This window comes from Actinophytocola sp. (genome assembly GCF_035942955.1).
GTDB lineage: Bacteria > Actinomycetota > Actinomycetes > Mycobacteriales > Pseudonocardiaceae > DASYTH01.
The window spans coordinates 1-17,192 of record NZ_DASZCQ010000328.1; the positions used below are offsets into that span (position 1 = coordinate 1).

Below are 17,192 nucleotides of genomic sequence, written 5' to 3' on the forward strand. Positions count from 1 at the left end.
GCCGTGCTCACCGCCGTCGCCGTGGTCGGCGGCGTCGCGGCGCTGACCGACCGCGCCGGGCCGCCGGACGCCGACGCCGACCCCGCGTCCGGGCGGGTGACCCCGACCACGGTCGACACCAAGGCCACCGCGCCGTCCGACCCGACCACCGTCGAGCCGCCGCGGACCACGACGAAGAAGACGCCGCCGCGCACCACCACGAACCCGCGGACGACGACGAAACCGCCGGCCACCACGACGACTCGGCCGCCGGCATCCGATGCGCCACCACCGCCGCCCACCACGAGCACGACCGGGGCCACCGCCGGTCCGACCACCGCGACCTCGGCGGGCGGTGCGCGATGATGGGGACCCTGGACGCCGACGCGTTGCACGCCGAGCACGCCTGGCGCAGCGGTGACACGGCCACCGCGATCGAGGCCGCCGACCGGGTGCTCGCCGCGGGCGCCGACCCGGAGTGCCGGGCGGCGGCGGTGGCCGCGGCCGCCGAAGCCGCCGACGGGGCCCTGCTGGACGCGGCCGACCGGTGGCGTCGAATCGCTTCGACACTCGACGGCGTGCCGGGCGTCCTGGCCGCCGGCCGGGGTGCGCTGGCCGCCGGCCTGTCCGGCGACCTCGACGCGGCCGCCCGCGACCTGGCCACCGCCCGGGAGGTGCTCCCGGCGCCGGCGCCGCGCGGGCTGACCGTCCTGCTCGACGGCGTCGACGCGGCCATCGAAGCGGTGCGCGGCGGCTTCGACCGCGCCGCCCGGCGGCTCGCCGGCCTGGCCGTGGCCACCGTCCCCGCCGACCCGCTCACCTGCGAGCGCTGGGACGACCTGGCCGTGACCGTGGTCGTGGCCAGCGGCGACGACCACACCGCACGGGACATGCTCGCCGCGTACGCCGACCGTCCACTCACGACTCGGCGGCGCCTGCTGAGCGCCTGGCTGGACCTGCGCGCCGGCCGCCTGGCCGACGCGCGCGACGGCCTGGCCGCCGCGGCCGACGCCGCCATCCTGCGCCGCGACGCCGTCCTCGCCGCCGCGATCACGATCGGCCTTGCCCGGCGCTCCGGCGACGAGGCCGCCCTGCGCGCCACCTGGCACCGGGTCGCCCCGGTCGTCGCCGGCGCCGACGTCGAGCTGCTGCTGCTCGACGCCTGGGGCGAGCTGTCCGTCGGCGCGTCCCTCGTCTCCCCCATCGAACGCGACATCGTCGTCGAGGCCATGCACCGCGCCATCGCCCGCGCCGGCAGCCCGGCCTGGTGTGTCGCAACGGAAACCTGGTGGCGCCTGCAGCGCGCCGTCGTCGCGGCGGACCCGCTCGCCGCGGCCGACGCCGCCGAGATGCTCGACGCGCTGGCCAACGACGCCGGCCGGCTCGTCCTGCGCGCCACCGCCGCCCGCGTCTGGGCGTCCATCCTTTCCGGACACCTCGACGCCCGCAGCGTCACCACCACCGCCGAAGCCCTCGCCGATGCCGCCCAACCCTGGGAGGCCGCCGCGCTGTGCGCCGCCGCCGCCCGCCTCGCCGACCCGGCCGCCGCCAAGGACCTCCTCGCCGCCGGCCGCGCCCTGCGCGCCAAACTGACCACCGACGACCGCACGCCCTCCGGCGGACTGTCCAAACGGGAGATCGCGGTCGGTGAGCTACTGCTCGATGGCCTGACCCAAAAGGAGATCGGCGCCCGCCTGTACATCTCCCCCAAGACCGTCGAGCAGCACGTGGCCCGGCTCCGCCAGAAACTGGTCGCCGGCAACCGCGCTCAGCTCATCGCCGCACTCCGCACCCACCTGGCAAGCTAAACCCGCTTGCCCGGAGTGGGTGGGCTGCGGGGTGGCGGGTGGTGGGCCATGGTGGCAGGGAGGGATGGAAGGAGGGGCTCGTGAGTGGTGAGGTGACGGGGTTCCGGGTTGAGGTGGGGGATGCGGAGTTGCGGGATCTGCGCGAGCGGTTGCGGCGGACGCGGTGGCCGGAGGCGGAGACGGTGGATGACTGGTCGCAGGGGGTGCCGTTGGGGTATGTGCGGGAGATGTGTGAGTACTGGGCGGAGGAGTACGACTGGCGGACGAGGGAGGAGCGGCTGAATGAGTGGCCGCAGTTCAGGACCCGGATCGACGGGGTGGGGATTCATTTTGTGCACGCGCGGTCGGTGCACGAGCGGGCGTTTCCGCTGATTTTGACGCATGGGTGGCCGGGGTCGGTGGTGGAGTTTCTCAAGGTGGTTGGGCCGTTGACCGATCCGGAAGCGTACGGCGGGGAGGCGGGGGATGCCTTTCATGTGGTGTGTCCGTCGTTGCCGGGGTTCGGGTTCAGTGACAAGCCGGCGGAACCGGGCTGGACGGTGCAGCGGATCGCGCGGGCGTGGGTGGAGTTGATGGCCCGGCTCGGCTACGAGAGGTACGGCGCGGCGGGTGGTGACTGGGGAACCAGCGTCAGCACGGTCGTCGGGCAGCTGGACGCCGGGCGTGTGGCCGGGATCCACCTCGTCCCGCCGCTCGCCGCGCCCGATCCGGCGACCTTCGGCGATCTCACCGAGCGGGAGCGGGTGGCAATCGAGGAGATGAAGGAGCGGGGCGAGTCGGGGGACGGGTACAGCGTCGTGCAGGGGACGCGGCCGCAGACGGTGGGGTACGGGTTGGTGGACTCGCCGGCCGGGTTGTGCGCGTGGATTCTGGAGAAGTTCTGGGCGTGGGCCGATCATGACGGGGATCTGGAGAGCGTGCTCGGCAGGGACGAGCTGCTGGACAACCTGATGTTGTACTGGGTTCCGGGGACCGGGGCCTCGGCGGCTCGGCTCTATTGGGAGAGCATCAAGCAGGTCAAGGGGTGGATCCTGGGGTCCACTGTGGACACCGTGGACGTGCCGGCGGGGTGCTCGATCTTCCGGAAGGAGGTGCCCCGGCCGTCGCGTCGGTGGGCGGCGAAGCGGTACACCGACATCCGCCACTGGAACGAGCTCGACCGGGGCGGGCACTTCGCCGCGTTCGAGCAGCCGGAGCTGTTCGTCGACGAGGTGCGTACCTTCTTCCGGATGGTGCGCTAGCCGGTGGTGCACGCGGTGCCGTTGAGCGTGAAGCTCGTCGGCGACGCGTTGGTTCCGGAGTAGGTGCCCTGGAAGCCGAAGCTTTGGTTGCCTCCCGGGGAAATGGTCGCGTTGTAGTCGAGGTTGCGGGCCGTCACGGCCGGTCCGGACTGGGTGACGTCGGCGTTCCAGCGGCTGGTGATCTGCTGGTTGCCGGGGAAGCTGAAGGTCAGCGTCCACCCGTTGATCGTGCCGGACCCGGCGTTGGTGATCGTCACGTTCGCCGTGAAGCCGCCCGCCCAGGTGTTCGGCACATAACTGACCCGACAGCCCCCGGGCGGAGGCGGCGGTGGCGGGGGAGGCGGCGGTGGCGGCTGGGAACCGAGTGTCAGGCGCACGATCCGGTCGTCGCCGGCGCGCGGGGTGCCCCGGCCGTCGGTGTTGTTGGTCATGAGCCACAGTGATCCGTCGGGCGCGGTGGTGACCATGCGCAGGCGGCCGAACGTGCCGTTGAAGAACGCGACCGGGCTGCCGTCGAGCGCTCCATTGAGGACCGGAACGGCCCAGAGCCGTTGTCCCCGCAGGGAAGCGAGCCAGACGGTGTTGGCCGTGAAGGCGATGCCGGACGGGGACGCCTCGGCCGGGCTCCATTGCACGATCGGGTCGACGAAGCTGGGGTTGCCGGCCCGTCCCTCCACCGTGGGCCAACCGTAGTTGCGGCCGGCCTGGATGAGGTTGAGCTCGTCCCAGGTGTTCTGGCCGAACTCGCTGGCCCACAGCCGGCCGGCGCCGTCGAAGGCGAGGCCCTGGACGTTGCGGTGGCCCATGCTCCACATCCGGTTTCCGGCCGTGGGATTGCCCGGAGCGGCGGCGCCGGTCGGGGTGACCCGCAGGATCTTGCCGCCGAGCGACGACGGGTTCTGCGCGTTGGCCGACTGGCCGGCGTCGCCGGTGGCGATGTAGAGCATGCCGTCCGGGCCGAACGCCAGCCGGCCGCCGTTGTGGATCGTCGCCTTGGGAATGCCGGAGACGATCACCTCGGGCGTGCCGAGGCCGGTGTCGAAGCGCATCCGCACGACCCGGTTGTCGTTGGCCGCGGTGAAGTACGCGTACACCAACCGGTCGGTGGCGAACGTCGGCGCGACGGCCAGACCGTGCAGCCCGCCCTCGCCGCCCGGCACCACGCCGGGCACGGTGCCGATCGTCGTCACCGTGCCGTTCGCGATCCGCTTGATCTGCGCGGTGTTGCGCTCGGAGACCAGCGCCGAGCCGTCCGGCAGGAACGCCAACCCCCACGGCGCGGCGAGGTTCGTCGCCACCGTCGAGGCCACCGTGGGTGTCGGCGGCACCGCCTGGATGCCGACGGGGTCGGCCGAGCGCGCCGCGCTCGCCGGCGGCACCGCCGTCAACGCGGCGCACACGGCGGCCGCGCACACCAGTGAGGTGCGGCTCATCGCGCTCACCCGACCGCGCACGCCGTGCCGTTGAGCGTGAAGCTCGCCGGCGACGCGTTGGTTCCGGAGTAGGTGCCCTGGAAGCCGAAGCTCTGGTTGCCTCCCGGGGAGATGCCGGCGTTGTGGCCGACATTGCGGGCCGTCACGGCCGTCCCGTTCTGGGTGATCTCGGCGTTCCAGCCGCTGGTGATCCGCTGGTTGCCGGGGAAGCTGAAGTTCAGCGTCCACCCGTTGATCGAGCTCGACCCGGTGTTGGTGATCGTCACGTTCGCGGTGAACCCGTCGCCCCACGTGTTCGGCACGTAGCCGACCCGGCAGGCGCCGCTTCCCGGCGGAGGCGGGGGTGGCGGAGGCGGCGGAGCTCCCGTGGTGACCGAGAACGCGGTGACCGCGAGGCCCGCGCCGCCGATCCACGGCTCGAAGCCGGCCTGGATGCTGGTCAGGTACCAGGAGCGCTGGGCGTACCCGCGGGCGATCGCGTCGGCGTAGAAGTCGTTGACCGCGAAGTTCAGCGACGTGGTGGCCGACGTGCGCACGTAGGAGACCACGTTCCAGCCGATGTTGCCGAACCAGACGTCCCAGGTCGCCCCGAGCAGCGAGACCGAGGCGACACGGGAGCCGATCGGTTGGATGGAACCCTGGCGGTTGAGCCAGACCATGATCTCCGCGCCGGTGTTCTGGCCGTTGGTCCGGGGTGTGGGGTCGAACCACAGGTCGTAGGACGCGTTCCAGGTCCCGGCGCTCGGGTAGGCCATGCCCACGCTGGTCCGGATGCCGGCGAAGGCGCTGGTGCTGGCCTGCAGGGGTAGCCCGCTGCCCGCGGTGCAGTTGCCCCAGTGGCAGCCGAAGTACACCGACGGGTACGCCGCCGGCGCGCCGTTGGTCGCGTTGTTGTGGTTGGCCTGCGTGACGGTGAAGCCGGAGGCCGTGGTGTCGATGCACTGCGCGGTGTCGGCACCCCAGACGTTGTTCTGGACGTTGTACCGTCCATTTTGGATGGACAGGGTGCCGAACTTCTCGCAGGTCACGACCGCTTGCGCGGGCTGAGCCGCGACCACCGCCAATCCCCCCGTCAGCACGACGGCCGCCATGGCGGCCCCGATGAAGCGCCTCATTGGAACTCCTCGTTGACTTGCAGGGATGGAGATCCCAGACTGGGAGCGCTCCCAGAAACCACCCATATAGTTACGCAGGCGTCACGCTTAGGCAACACCGGGGCTCATGTCCGGCGGATGAGCGCTCGTTATGCCCGGTGTCGGGCCGAGGCGTGCCGCCGTCCACAGAGAGGTGGATCGTGAGAACACGAGTAGTGCTGATGCTGCTCGCCCTGCTGTCCTCGATGCTGGTCCTCGCGCAACCCGCGCAGGCGGCCGTCGGGCTTCGGGTCAGTGGGACGCGCATCGTCGAGTCCAACGGAAACACCTTCGTGATGCGCGGGGTGAGCCACGCGCACGTCTGGTACCCGCAGCAGACCAGCTCGTTCGCCAACATCAAGACCTTCGGCACCAACACGGTGCGGGTCGTGCTGGGCAGCGGTCAGCGCTGGGGCCCCAACTCGGCAAGCGACGTCGCGGCCGTCATCTCCATGTGCAAGCAGAATCGGCTGATCTGCGTGCTCGAGGTGCACGACACGACCGGGTTCGGCGAGGAGGGCGCGGCCGCCAGCCTCGACCAGGCCGCGAGCTACTGGATCAGCATCGCCAGCGCGCTGATGGGCCAGGAGGACTACGTCGTCATCAACCTGGGCAACGAGCCTTTCGGCAACAACCAGCAGGTCAGCGCCACCTGGGCGACCGCGACGCGCAACGCCATCGTGCGGCTGCGCAACGCCGGCTTCGACCACCTGATCATGGTCGACGCGCCCATGTGGGGCCAGGACTGGCAGGGCATCATGCGGGACAACGCGGCGTCGGTGTTCAACGGCGACCCGGACCGCAACACGGTGTTCTCCGTGCACATGTACGGCGTCTACGACACCGCCGCCGAGATCAACGCCTACCTCGACGCGTTCCAGACCGCCGGCCTGCCGCTGGTGATCGGCGAGTTCGGGTTCAACCACTCCGACGGGAACCCGGACGAGGACACGATCATGTCCCAGGCGCAGACCAGGGGCGTCGGCTACATCGGATGGTCGTGGAGCGGCAACAGCGGCGGGGTCGAGTACCTGGACATGGTCAACGGCTTCAACCCGGCCAGCCTCACCCCGTGGGGCGAGCGAATCTTCAACGGCCCCAACGGAATCCGGCAGACCTCCCGCGAGGCGACCATCTACGGCGGCGGTGGCGGCGGGGACAACCAGCCACCCACCACGCCCGGCACGCCGACCGCGTCCGGCGTGACGTCCAGCAGCGTCACGCTGAACTGGGCGGCGTCCACCGACAACGTCGGGGTGACCGGATACCAGGTGTTCCGGGCCACCGGCACCACCGGCGGCACGTTCACCCAAGTGGGCTCGCCGGCCACGAACACGTTCACCGACACCGGGCTGTCCGGCTCGACGACCTACCGGTACAACGTCCGGGCGCGCGACGCGGCGGGCAACGTCTCGGCCGCGTCGAGCACGGTCACGGTGACCACCCAGCCGGGCGGGGGTGGCGGCACCGGCACCTGCCGGGTGACCTACTCCGCGTCGAACTGGGGCGGCTCCAACGGGTTCACCGCCAACCTGACGATCGCCAACACCGGCACGGCGGCGATCAACGGCTGGACCCTGGCGTTCAGCTTCGCCTCGGGTCAGCGCGTGTCCGCGGGCTGGAGCGCCACCTGGAACCAGGCGGCCAACAGCGCCAACGTCACCGCGGTGAACCTCGACTGGAACCGGTCCATCGCACAGAGCACGTCGGTGGGCATCGGCTTCAACGGCACCCACACGGGCACCAACCCGGCCCCGACGAGCTTCACGCTCAACGGCGCCGCGTGCACGACCTCCTGACCGTCTAAACCGGACTCAGCCTGGGTGCGCGCCGACCGTGTCACGGATCTGCGCACCCAGGCCGGAGTCCGCGGCGCGGGCGCAGTGGGCGCAGCAGAAGAAGCGGCCCTCCACCTCGACGCCGTGACCGAGGATCCGGCACCCGCAGTGCTCGCACACCGGGGCCAGCTTGTTGATCGCGCATTCGAAGCTGTCGAAGGTATGCGTCTGCCCGCTGGCCGTGCGTACCTCGAAGGCCATCCAGTAGTCGTTCCCGCACGTCTCGCAGGTCGCCATTTCGGCGTCCTCCTCGTTGTCGGTTACCTCCTACTGGCAGCCTGCGCTCCCCGGCGGCGACCGGCAACTCGGCGGGCTAGCGGGCCGTGATCCGCAGCATCACCCCCGTGGTTCCGAACGGCACCCCGGTGACGTTGCCGGTGACGTAGAGCTCGCCGCGAGCGTCCTCGGCGATGCCGAGCACGGACAGCGTCTGCGGGAAGGCGGCCGGCGGGCGGTTCGGGTCGATCAGGCCGAGCCGGGCCGCGGCCTCCGGGAACCCGCGCGCCTCGGTCACCTGCGCCATGCCGTGCCGGTCGTGCGACAGGTACAGGATCCGGCCGTAGTTGGACCCGGGGGCGCCGGTGCCGGACAGCCGGGAGAACTCGCCGAACACGTACCGCCCGCGCAGCTGCGGCACCCGGCGGCCCTGGTAGACGAACCCGCCGATCACCGCGTGCCCCTCGTGGTGGGTGTCGTACTGCGCGATCGGATCCTGCAGCCCCGGCGGCGTCGGGCGGGACGGCTCGCGGCTTGCGAAGCCGGGCTGGGTCCCGTTGGGGTTGAAGAACAGCGCGCCCTCCTTGAGGTTCCACCCGTAGTTGCCGCCGTTGACCACGATGCTGATCTCCTCGAGGTCGTTCTGCCCCACGTCGGCGACGTACAGTCGGCCGGACTGCCGGTCGAACGACAGGCGCCACGGGTTGCGGAAGCCGAGGGCGAAGATCTCGCCGACCAGCCCCGGCATGCCGCGCCAGATGTTGTCCGCCGGAACGCCGTACTGGCCGTTGGCCGAGTCGCGCGCGTCGACGTCGATGCGCAGCACCTTGCCGAGCGGGACGGTCGGGTTCTGCGCGTTGCCGGCGTTGTGCCCGACGTTCTGGTCGTCCGCGCCGCCACCGTCGCCGGTCGGGATGTACAGCAGCCCGTCAGGGCCGAACGTGATGTCCCCGCCGTTGTGGTTGAACTGCGGCCAGTCGATGCGGATCAGCTCGCGCCGGCTGGCCGGGTCCACCGCCGCGCCGGGGTCGCCGGGGTTGGGCACCCGCCATTCGGCCACCACGTTCTGGTGGTTGGCGGCGGTGCCGGGCGGCAGCGTGCTGGGGAAGGTGGGCGCCGCGGTGACCCGCTCGGAGGTGTAGGTGTAGAGCAGGCCGTTGCTGGCGAAGTCCGGGTGGAAGGCGGTGCCGAGGAAACCGCGCTCGTCGAAGGTGTTGGGACCGCCGACGCCGAGCGGGATCAGCCGGTCGCTGACGTCGAGCACGACGGCCTGCCGGCCGCTGGCCAGGTCCACGCTGACCAGCTGCCCGTCCTGGTCGATGGCGAACAGCCGGCCCGGATGTCCGGGCGCCACAACGGCTTTCACCGGTGCGGTGAGCCCGTCGGTCACCTTCTCCAGGCCGATCTTGACGCCGTTGGTCCGGATCGGGGCGAAGATCGTGTCGTCGAACGGGTCGTCCGGTGGATGCGCGGCCGCGGGTCCGGCGAACGAGGACGCCGCCATCGTGGAGATCAATCCCAGCGCGCCGACCAGAACTGCTATTCGTCTCATGGAATCCCTCCGCTCATAGGCAAAGTCATTCTGTGCGGGCCCGCGCACGAGGGGTAACCGCCGATTCCCCCTAGGTGGGGCGCCCGGATGTGCCGAGCTGCACGCTGCCAGGCCGCCGCCGACCACCTAGCCCGCGCGGCGGGAGTACAGCATCCCGAGGAACTCCACCAGAAGGCGCTCGCGCAGGGCCGGCGTCGTGGTCGCGAGGAGCGCATTGACCGTGGCCATGCGGTCGGGCAGCCCGGCGCCGTCGAGGCCGGCCACGGCGAGCATCCCGGCGAACTGCTCGGCGGTCAGGGTGGCCGGATCGAGCGCCCTGATGATCTCGGCGAGGTCCGGCGGCACCGGCACGGGCCCGGCGCGGCGGGCCGCGGCGACCGACTCGGCGAGGTCGGCGAGCAGCCGCGGCTCGGCGCCGTGGTTGGCCGCGGTCACGGTCAGGTGCAGGTTGGCCGGCGACGGGCCGTGCGCGAACCGCGGCTGGATGTACCAGCGGCGCGCGGTCATCTCGTCGGCCACGGTGAACACGTCGAACCCCGCATCGTCCACAGTAGACACCGCGAGCAGCGACGCGCGGGTCGCCGAGCACCCGCAGGCCGTCGACGGCCGCGATGCCGGCGCGCAAGCAACAGCAGTCCGGGCACGGTGCCGAAGGCCCCGCTGACGAGCGATCCGAGCGCGTAGCACGCCCGCACCCGCACCGGCAGCCGGTCGGCCACGGCAACATCGGGTGTAGTCATGGTTAGCAGGACGCTATCCGGCCATCGGCCGCCTCCACTCCGCTAAGTGAGGTAACGGTGACTGCGCCGATTAGGGTCGAAAGTCCTCTGTGTCCGGTGACGCCGGCTCAGGCGCCCGGTACCGCCGTGCTTGCGAGGAGTCACCCGAGTAATCAGGAGGGCGGCGCTCGGCACGTGGACACGCCCGTCGCGGCGACCATGGTGTTCGCCGGCGACGGTCATGCCCATTGGCACGTCAGGGATCTGGAAAGCTACGCGCTGCACCGACTCCGGATGCGGCGAGTTGTCGACGGGACTGCCGGTGGGCTGGGGCGACCGTTATGGCTGGACGCTGTCCGACCAGTATGTGGACATCATCGGGATCGCCACCGGGAAGTACCGGCCGCGGGCGGTTGCCGACGCGTTCGGCTGTTTCACCGAGAGCGGCCGCGCGAACAACGAGACCTGGATCGACTTCTCGCTGCCGGCGCGGCGGGGTGGCTTGCAGGTGAAGGTGCTCGGCTACGGCCCGTCCACCCGATAGCCACCCCGCATGAGCGCTCCACGGCGCGGCACACGTCCCAATTGAATGGCTCGTCAGGCCGAGAAGGCCGGCTGGCGGGCCTTGCCGCCCTTGCCCCGCTTGCCGCCCTTCGTCTGGGCCTGCTCGAAGGCCGCAATCACGTCGGTGGGGATACGGCCGCGCTCGGCGATGTCGAAGCCATTCTGCCGCGCCCAGTCGCGGATGGCCTTGGTTTGCTCGCGATTGGCGGCGGGCCGGGAGGCCGGCTTGGCGGTGCCGGCGCCGCGCTTGATACGCCCGCCGGTGCGCCGGGCCGCGGCCACGTACTCGTCCAGAGTGGAGCGCAGGTTTTCGGCGTTGGCCTCGTTCAGGTCGATCTCGTAGTCGGCACCGTCCAGCGAGAAGCTGACGGTGCTGATGTCATCGGATGCGGTGCCATCCAGGTCGTCGACCAGTTCGACGATGACTTTCTGGGCCATGTTCTTTCGTACCTCGGCTCTCGAGAAAACGTTACCAACGGTGTCAGCTACGTCACATTGATACGTGGGGTGACGACTGCCGCGAGGATACAGCAATTATCTCACATTGACGATCCGCGCCCCCGGAGAGTTTGGCGATCCACGATCGACAGTCGGAAGCGACCATCGAAATCTGCAACTTGCAGATCGGGATCTAGCCGTCTCCGCCGCCATTATCCACCGCACGGAATCGGGACGGCACGGTTAGCTCCCGCCGGTCCGGCGGGTAAAGCGCCGCCGCCCCATCCGAATGGTCGGCCACACCGCCGCCGTTCACCGGGCCGGGCGAACGGGGCGGCATTGGCGCGCGTCGCCGGCCGAACTCGCCGAAGATCTCCATATAGAGGAGGTGGGATGCCGATAACGACGCTGACCGCAGTCGTGGCCGCCGCGGTGGCCCCGCTGGTGGCCGACCGGGCGCGACGGTGGATCGCGATTCCCTCCGTGGTTCGCCGCGGGATCGTGTTCCGGCTGTTCCTCGACACCGGCGACCCGCGCGAGGCGAAGGTCGCGGAATCCAAACTGGACGCCATCGGGTTCGGCTTCCTGGTGCCGTTCTTCTTCGTGATCAGCGGCGTGCGCTTCGAGCTGACCGCGCTGGTGACGGACCTCGGCGCGCTGTTGCTGCTGCCGGCGTTCCTGGCGCTACTGATCGTGCCGCGCGGCGCCGCGGTGCCGGCCGGTCAGCACGGCCCGGAGTAGCGGCAGGCCACCACGTCCGGGCGTTCGACGGGCTCGCCCGCGTCGATGGACAGGGCCAGGCGCACGAACTGCGCGTGGGTCCAGGCAAGCGGGGTCGCGGACGTGGTGCCGGTGCCGGGGCGCACAGCGGGCGCGGGTGGGCGGTTGTCCCAGACCTGTTCGGGCAGCATCAGCCCGCCATTGGCGGTCGCGGCGATCGAGCTCAGCCGCTCGCGGGCCGCGCCGAGGTCGCCGGCCACCAACTCGTACTCGCCGCGCTCGCCGGCGAAGATCGGCCAAAGCCGGCCGAAGGTTCGGGTCGGCTGCGGGAAGTTGACGTTCCACGGGCCGCCGTCGGCCTGCTCGCCGTAGCCGTCGCTGGTGAAGCGGTGCCAGAAGAAGCCGGTCTCGGCGCGGTCGGCGAGCTGCTCGTCCACCACCGCGACCGTGTTGGCGATCACCGGGTCGTCCGGCGCCCGCACGCCGAGCCGCACCAGCTCGAGAAAGCTCGGGTCGACGACCGTCCGCTGGTCCACCTCGCCGACGTTGTTGTCACCGAGGTTGTACCGGGTGCCCTGGTCCGGCCGGCCGTCCTTGGTCAGCCGCAGGTAGTACGGCCGCGCGGAATACGGGCCGGTGCTGGTCGCCGTCCAACCCTCCACAGCGGACTGCCACGCGTCGGCGATCGCGAGGTACCGGTCCGCCCGTTCGGCATCGCCGGACCGGGCCAGCAGGTCGGCGAGGCAGACCAGGCCGGCGATCTCCGAGGCGATGGTGGCCGGCGAGTAGCCGCTCTGGTTCTCCCACCGCTCCTGCTCGGTCCACGGGGCGGTGTTGCCGTCCTTGGTGAAGCTCACCATGAACTCCGCCGCCCGCCGCAGACCGTCCAGGGTGGCGGCGTCGGTGCGGCCGAGCAGCCAGGCGAGCAGCATCGGCGCCGCGGTCTCGTCGAGCTGAACGCTGGTCCAGTAGGGAGATCCATCCACCCGGGTGTTCTGCGCGAGATGGCCGTCGGCCTGCTGTTGCCGGCGCAGCATGTAATCCAGCGCCCGCTCGGCCGCCGGCCGGTCGCCGGCGGCGAGCAGCGCCGAGGCCACCTGGTAGAGATCCCGCGGCCACACCAGCGCGTACGGTCCGAACTCCGGCACGATCACCCGGTCGAAGCCGAACGCCCACGGCAAGGCGGGCGCGGCGATGAACGCGCCGGGGTTGCGCTTGTCCTCGGTGGCCGCCATGACCATCAGGGAGCTGGCGTACAGCGCCCGCTCACGCGCGGTGGTCAGGCTGGCCGGCGGCTGGCGCAGGCCGGCGAGGTAGGTTCGCCAGCCCCGCGCGTACCCCGCGGCCGCGCGCTCGAATCCGGCCGCCAGCGAGCGGTGCGCGGAAGCCTGGGCCTGACCGGCGTTCGCGCCGAAGCCGAGCACCACGGTGTCGTGCCGCTCGCGCACGCCGTCCAGCCGCAGCCGCCCGGTCTGCACCACGTTGCCGGGTCCGGCCGTCCGGAAGTGCCCGTCCAGCCGGCGATCGACGGACAGATCCGTCCAGCCGTCGCTGGCGCCGAGGTAGCCGTTGGAGGTCTCGGCGAAGCCGCGGCCGGCGACCAGCGCGCTCGCCGCGTGCCCATCGGACGCGACCAGCGTCCGGCCGACCGTCCTGGCACGGTCGTCGCCACCTTCCCTGGACAGCGCGGGATCGTAGAGCACGAATGTCCTCAGTGGACGATCCGCGCGTAGGTCGACGTCAAGCAGCACGCTCGGCCGGCCGGGATCGGTGACGTAGGTGATCGTGGCCGACCACCCGGTGCCGGTGGCCACCTGCCGGAACGTCAGGCCCTCGACCGGCTCCGTACGCACCGCCACATCCTGGGCCCGCTCGACGAAGCTCACGCCGTCGGTCACGACGAGCTGCAGATCCCGCACCGCGGGCGTGCTCAGATCGGGGTAGAACGCCTCGGTCATCCGCCCGCCGCCCAGCGTGAACCACACCGTGCTGTCCGGCCCGCGCGCCGTGCCGAACCCCTGCTTGTCCGCCGGCGTGAACACCGCCGCCGCCCCGGGCGCACCGGGCGCGTCACCCGCCTGCGCGCTCACCGGCGCCGCGCCCGACACCACGACCGCCAACGCCCCGACCAACGCCACACCGCGCAGAGAGCACCTCATCTCTTCGATGCTAGGTGCGCCAACCCGGTCCGGCATGACGCCGGCGCGGGCACGATGGAAACACGGACGGGCGGGCCTATCTGGAAAGGTTGATCGCCGACCGGCTCGGCGCCGGCAAGGGGCAGCCGGCCGCGGGGCGAGAGCTGAGCTTCAACCCGTGGGAGGTGCGCGGGATCGCAGTCAGCCTGATGGCCGCGGGCGCGCTCGCACAGGCGGAGGCGGAGGCGGATCCTCGCCGATCTCCAGGCCACCCTGATCGACTCCGGCTGGCCGCGGGTCGTGCGGCACCAGCTCTCGGCGACCGCCGATCCGATTGTCCACTTAGGATGATGGAAGCGGCGTGGCGTTCCACGGCGATCATCCCCGGCGCGGGAGTGAAGATCACCGTTTGGGAATCTCACGCCACGTGACATGCCGTCCCGGAAAGGGAAGTGATGTCACCTCGCTCCTCCTGGCATGCTGGCGCCGTGCCGTACCGACTGATCGAGGGTGATCCCGAGCCGTCCGCGGTGCGGTGGCTGACGTTTGTGCCGTTTCTGCCGGACGGGCGGTGCATGGTGCTGCCGGGGCCGCGGCTGCCGAGTGGGGAGGTTCGGGCCGGCGAGCACTACCTGCTCGACGCCTGCATCCGGATTCCGCTGGAAACCGTGGGGTTCCGGATGCAGCGGGTGGGGCCGTTCGCCGCCGACAGGGACCACGTGTACGCGTGGCTGGACGGCGACCGCTACGCGGGGAGCCGGCCGCATGCGGTGATCGAGCCGGTGGTCGACACCGCGGAGGCGCTCGCCCGGGTGCTGGACGCCGTGAGCGCAATGGTGGTGCGCGACGGTGCGCGCGCCTTCCGGTCGCAGTCCGATGCCGACTACTACGCGACCAACGTGCGGCTGCTGGAACCGGCTTACCTGCGCGGGACGACGGTGCAGGCGGGGTCGGGGTTCGGCGGGGACGCGGCGCGGTGGCGGGCCCGCCGCGAGATGATCGTGGACGGCATCGACCGGGCCGGCACCTTCCTGGATGTGGGGTGCGCCAACGGTTTGCTGATGGAGTCGGTGCGGGACTGGGCCGCTGAGCGGGGTCTGGCGATCGAGCCGTACGGCGTGGACCTCGCGCCGGGTCTGGTCGAGCTGGCCCGGCGGCGGCTGCCGCACTGGGCGGACCGGATCGAGGTGGGCAACGCCATCGACTACGTCCCGGCCGGCGGGCGCCGGTTCACGTTCGTGCACGTGCTGCTGGACTGCGTCCCGGTCCGGCGGCGCGGCGACATGCTGCGGCACGCGCTGGACACGTTGGTGGCGCCGGGTGGGCGGCTGCTGGTCAGCCACTACCAGTCCGCAGGCGGCGGTGACCGGACCGCCGCCGAGCACGTCCGTGATCTCGGGTTCGAGGTCGCCGGCAGCTCGCACGCGCGGGGCGGCGACCGGGCCGCGACGACGGCGTGGATCGACCGCCCGGCGGCTATGCCGGTTGCGCCCGCATAACGAGAACGCGGAACTCGGCACCGGTCTGGTCGTCCAATAAGGCCGATCACATCCTTGATGCGAGGGAGAAGCCGGATGTCCGTACCCAACGCCGTTCGTTATGCCGCGGTCGCCGTGTGGGCGCTCCTCGGGCTCGCCGTGTTGCGGATGATCCTGACGTTGGCGTTCAAGGATGATCTCGTCGACGCGTGGATCGAGGACAAGGCGCCGGGGCTGCCGCGCGAGCTGGTCGCACAGGACGCGCCGGCGTACGTCGGGGTGGCGCTGGTGAGCCTGGTGTTCACCGTGCTGCTCGGGCTGGCGGCGGTCAACCTGCCCAATGGTCGGAACTGGGCCCGCATCGTCGCGATCGTGTTCGCCGCCCTGTCCGTGCTCGGCATCGTCGCGGCGTTCCTGGCGCCGTCGCTGGTCGTCCTGCAGATCATCAACGTGCTGATGGCGCTGCTGTCGATCGCGGTGATCGTGCTGCTGGCCAACGCGGAGGCGAACCGGTTCTTCGCCGCGCCCGTACGCTAAGCGGCCGGATACTTCCGCCACACCCCACCAATCCGGTAGAAGCTGCGCTACGAAACCTCGGTGCAATCCGGTCGGGTATCCCATTGGCATAGTCGGTTCCGATGATCCGACTCGGATGGGCCGAGTAGCATCTCGCGCAGGTCGGGGAGAGTTGGGGCGGTGGTCGTGGGAAACGGGCTTGCGGGAACGGCTCGACGAATCTTCGGCAGGCGTGGCCGGGCTCGCGACTCGGCCAGCTTCGGCGCCGCGGGACTCGGGGTGCTCCTGCTGGTCGGGGCCGCGCTGGGGACCGGCGTGGCCAGGACGGCCGTCGACGTCTCCGACGGCCTGACCTGGTTGGCGGACAACCCGCGCGGCGAGGTCGTGCAGGTGAACCCGGCCACCGGACGGCCGGAGACCCGATTACAGGTCAGCGGCGGGGACGCGCAGCTCGACATCACGCAGAAGGACGGCGTGCTGGTCGTGCTCGACCGGCGCAGCGGCCAGATCACGGTGATCGACCTGGCCACGCTGCTGGCCAGCGGCCGCCGGCAGGCCACGCCGGGCCCCGCGAGCAAGGTGCTCGTGTCCGACGGCCGGATCTACGTGGTCGACCGCGTGGCCGGAACCGTGCACAACGCCGACCCGGTGACGCTGGCCGACGTCGGCGAGCCGTGGAAGGCCGGCCAGCAGCTCGCCGACGTCGTGGTGGACGACAAGGGCACGATCTGGGCCGTCGACCACGGCGGGAACCTGCACGCCCTCGAGTGGTCCGACGACGACGCCAGGTTCCACGAGCGCTCCGACCGGCCGGTGCGCGGGGCCGGTCCGGGCACGGTCCTCGTGCCGCACCCGGAGGGCGTCACGCTGCTGGGTCTGGACGGCGGCGTGGTGGTCCAGGCGGGCACCGGCCAGGACGTCAGCGCGTCGACCCCGCAACTGCCCGGCCAGGTGATCCCCGCGCGGTTCAGCCCGGCCGGGCTGGTGCCGGCCGCGGTGCCCGGCAGCGGCACCGTCGTGATCGTCACCGGCGACCGCGTGCTGCGGGTGGACGTGGCCGCGCTGGGCTGCGCCACTCCCCTGCGGCCCGTGGTGTTCCGGGACCGGGTGTACGTGCCGTGCCGCGGCGGCGGCAAGGTGGTCGTCCTGAGCCCGTCCGGCGAGCGCGGCGGTCCGGACATCCCCGCGCCCGGCTCCGGTGATCCGGACGTCGTCGAGGACGACGGCCGCCTGTTCATCAGCGCCCCCGACGCCGACCGCGGCGTGATCGTCGACTCGGACGGCTCGACCCGCTCGGTCACCATCCGCAGCCCGGAGCTGCCGGTGGTCAACCCGGACCGGCCGCCGATTCCCGACGTGCCGACGCCGCCACCGCCGAGCCCCCGGCCGGAGCCCCCGGCCGACCCCGAAGACCCCGCC

14 protein-coding genes and 2 pseudogenes are annotated in these 17,192 nt (G+C 71.5%); 9 read left to right on the plus strand and 7 right to left on the minus strand.

Annotated features, from left to right (window positions below; all coding sequences use genetic code 11):
• From VGX25_RS32715 to VGX25_RS32725, 3 genes and pseudogenes are all read left to right on the plus strand, one after another.
• Nucleotides 1–345, plus strand: a pseudogene (locus VGX25_RS32715) (hypothetical protein); the annotation flags it as partial.
• Nucleotides 342–1,787, plus strand: a complete 1,446-nt coding sequence (locus tag VGX25_RS32720) for a helix-turn-helix transcriptional regulator (protein WP_326921835.1) — start codon at nt 342–344, stop codon at nt 1,785–1,787. The pseudogene VGX25_RS32715 and the gene VGX25_RS32720, both read left to right, overlap by 4 nt.
• Nucleotides 1,788–1,867: 80 nt before the next feature.
• Nucleotides 1,868–3,028 carry an epoxide hydrolase gene (locus tag VGX25_RS32725; RefSeq protein WP_326921836.1) on the plus strand — a complete coding sequence of 387 codons (1,161 nt, stop codon included), beginning with the start codon at nt 1,868–1,870 and terminating at the stop codon, nt 3,026–3,028.
• Here the strand turns inward: VGX25_RS32725 and VGX25_RS32730 are convergent.
• Together VGX25_RS32730 and VGX25_RS32735 are read right to left on the minus strand one after the other, a co-directional pair.
• Entirely contained in the window at nt 3,025–4,461 is a 1,437-nt protein-coding gene (locus tag VGX25_RS32730) for a PQQ-dependent sugar dehydrogenase (protein ID WP_326921837.1), read from the minus strand. The genes VGX25_RS32725 and VGX25_RS32730 overlap by 4 nt on opposite strands.
• Before the next feature lie 5 nt (nt 4,462–4,466).
• Entirely contained in the window at nt 4,467–5,576 is a 1,110-nt protein-coding gene (locus VGX25_RS32735) for a GH12 family glycosyl hydrolase domain-containing protein (RefSeq protein WP_326921838.1), read from the minus strand.
• Nucleotides 5,577–5,755: 179 nt separating this feature from the next.
• On the opposite strand from VGX25_RS32735, the gene VGX25_RS32740 reads away from it, so the two are divergent.
• On the plus strand, nt 5,756–7,393 hold the full coding sequence (locus tag VGX25_RS32740; RefSeq protein ID WP_326921839.1) for a cellulase family glycosylhydrolase: 1,638 nt from the start codon (nt 5,756–5,758) through the stop codon (nt 7,391–7,393).
• A 15-nt stretch (nt 7,394–7,408) separates the two neighbouring features.
• Here VGX25_RS32740 and VGX25_RS32745 read toward each other — a convergent pair whose 3' ends face one another.
• The 3 genes and pseudogenes from VGX25_RS32745 to VGX25_RS32755 form a co-directional block, all read right to left on the minus strand.
• A complete protein-coding gene (locus tag VGX25_RS32745) occupies nt 7,409–7,669 on the minus strand; it encodes a Prokaryotic metallothionein (protein WP_326921840.1) in 261 nt (86 codons plus the stop codon).
• 76 nt (nt 7,670–7,745) lie between these two features.
• Entirely contained in the window at nt 7,746–9,200 is a 1,455-nt protein-coding gene (locus tag VGX25_RS32750) for a PQQ-dependent sugar dehydrogenase (RefSeq protein ID WP_326921841.1), read from the minus strand.
• Nucleotides 9,201–9,326: 126 nt separating this feature from the next.
• Nucleotides 9,327–9,825: pseudogene (locus tag VGX25_RS32755) on the minus strand (aspartate aminotransferase family protein); the annotation flags it as partial.
• A 398-nt stretch (nt 9,826–10,223) separates the two neighbouring features.
• Here VGX25_RS32755 and VGX25_RS32760 point away from each other — a divergent pair.
• A complete protein-coding gene (locus tag VGX25_RS32760) occupies nt 10,224–10,463 on the plus strand; it encodes a hypothetical protein (protein ID WP_326921842.1) in 240 nt (79 codons plus the stop codon).
• Nucleotides 10,464–10,516: 53 nt separating this feature from the next.
• On the opposite strand, the gene VGX25_RS32765 is transcribed toward VGX25_RS32760, so the two are convergent.
• Nucleotides 10,517–10,921 carry an Lsr2 family protein gene (locus tag VGX25_RS32765; protein ID WP_326921843.1) on the minus strand — a complete coding sequence of 135 codons (405 nt, stop codon included), beginning with the start codon at nt 10,919–10,921 and terminating at the stop codon, nt 10,517–10,519.
• Between the two features lie 393 nt (nt 10,922–11,314).
• Here VGX25_RS32765 and VGX25_RS32770 point away from each other — a divergent pair, with 393 nt between their 5' ends.
• The gene (locus VGX25_RS32770; protein ID WP_326921844.1) at nt 11,315–11,662 is read left to right on the plus strand and encodes a hypothetical protein; all 348 of its coding nucleotides are present in this window, start codon (nt 11,315–11,317) and stop codon (nt 11,660–11,662) included.
• Here the strand turns inward: VGX25_RS32770 and VGX25_RS32775 are convergent.
• Nucleotides 11,644–13,800, minus strand: a complete 2,157-nt coding sequence (locus tag VGX25_RS32775; RefSeq protein ID WP_326921845.1) for a glycoside hydrolase family 15 protein — start codon at nt 13,798–13,800, stop codon at nt 11,644–11,646. The genes VGX25_RS32770 and VGX25_RS32775 overlap by 19 nt on opposite strands.
• Before the next feature lie 467 nt (nt 13,801–14,267).
• On the opposite strand from VGX25_RS32775, the gene VGX25_RS32780 reads away from it, so the two are divergent.
• From VGX25_RS32780 to VGX25_RS32790, 3 genes are all read left to right on the plus strand, one after another.
• Nucleotides 14,268–15,278 (plus strand): class I SAM-dependent methyltransferase, encoded by a 1,011-nt coding sequence (locus tag VGX25_RS32780; protein ID WP_326921846.1) that lies wholly within the window; start codon nt 14,268–14,270, stop codon nt 15,276–15,278.
• Nucleotides 15,279–15,353: 75 nt separating this feature from the next.
• A complete protein-coding gene (locus VGX25_RS32785) occupies nt 15,354–15,794 on the plus strand; it encodes a hypothetical protein (RefSeq protein WP_326921847.1) in 441 nt (146 codons plus the stop codon).
• Between the two features lie 159 nt (nt 15,795–15,953).
• The coding region (locus tag VGX25_RS32790; protein ID WP_414636058.1) for a YncE family protein at nt 15,954–17,192 on the plus strand (1,239 nt) is incomplete at its 3' end.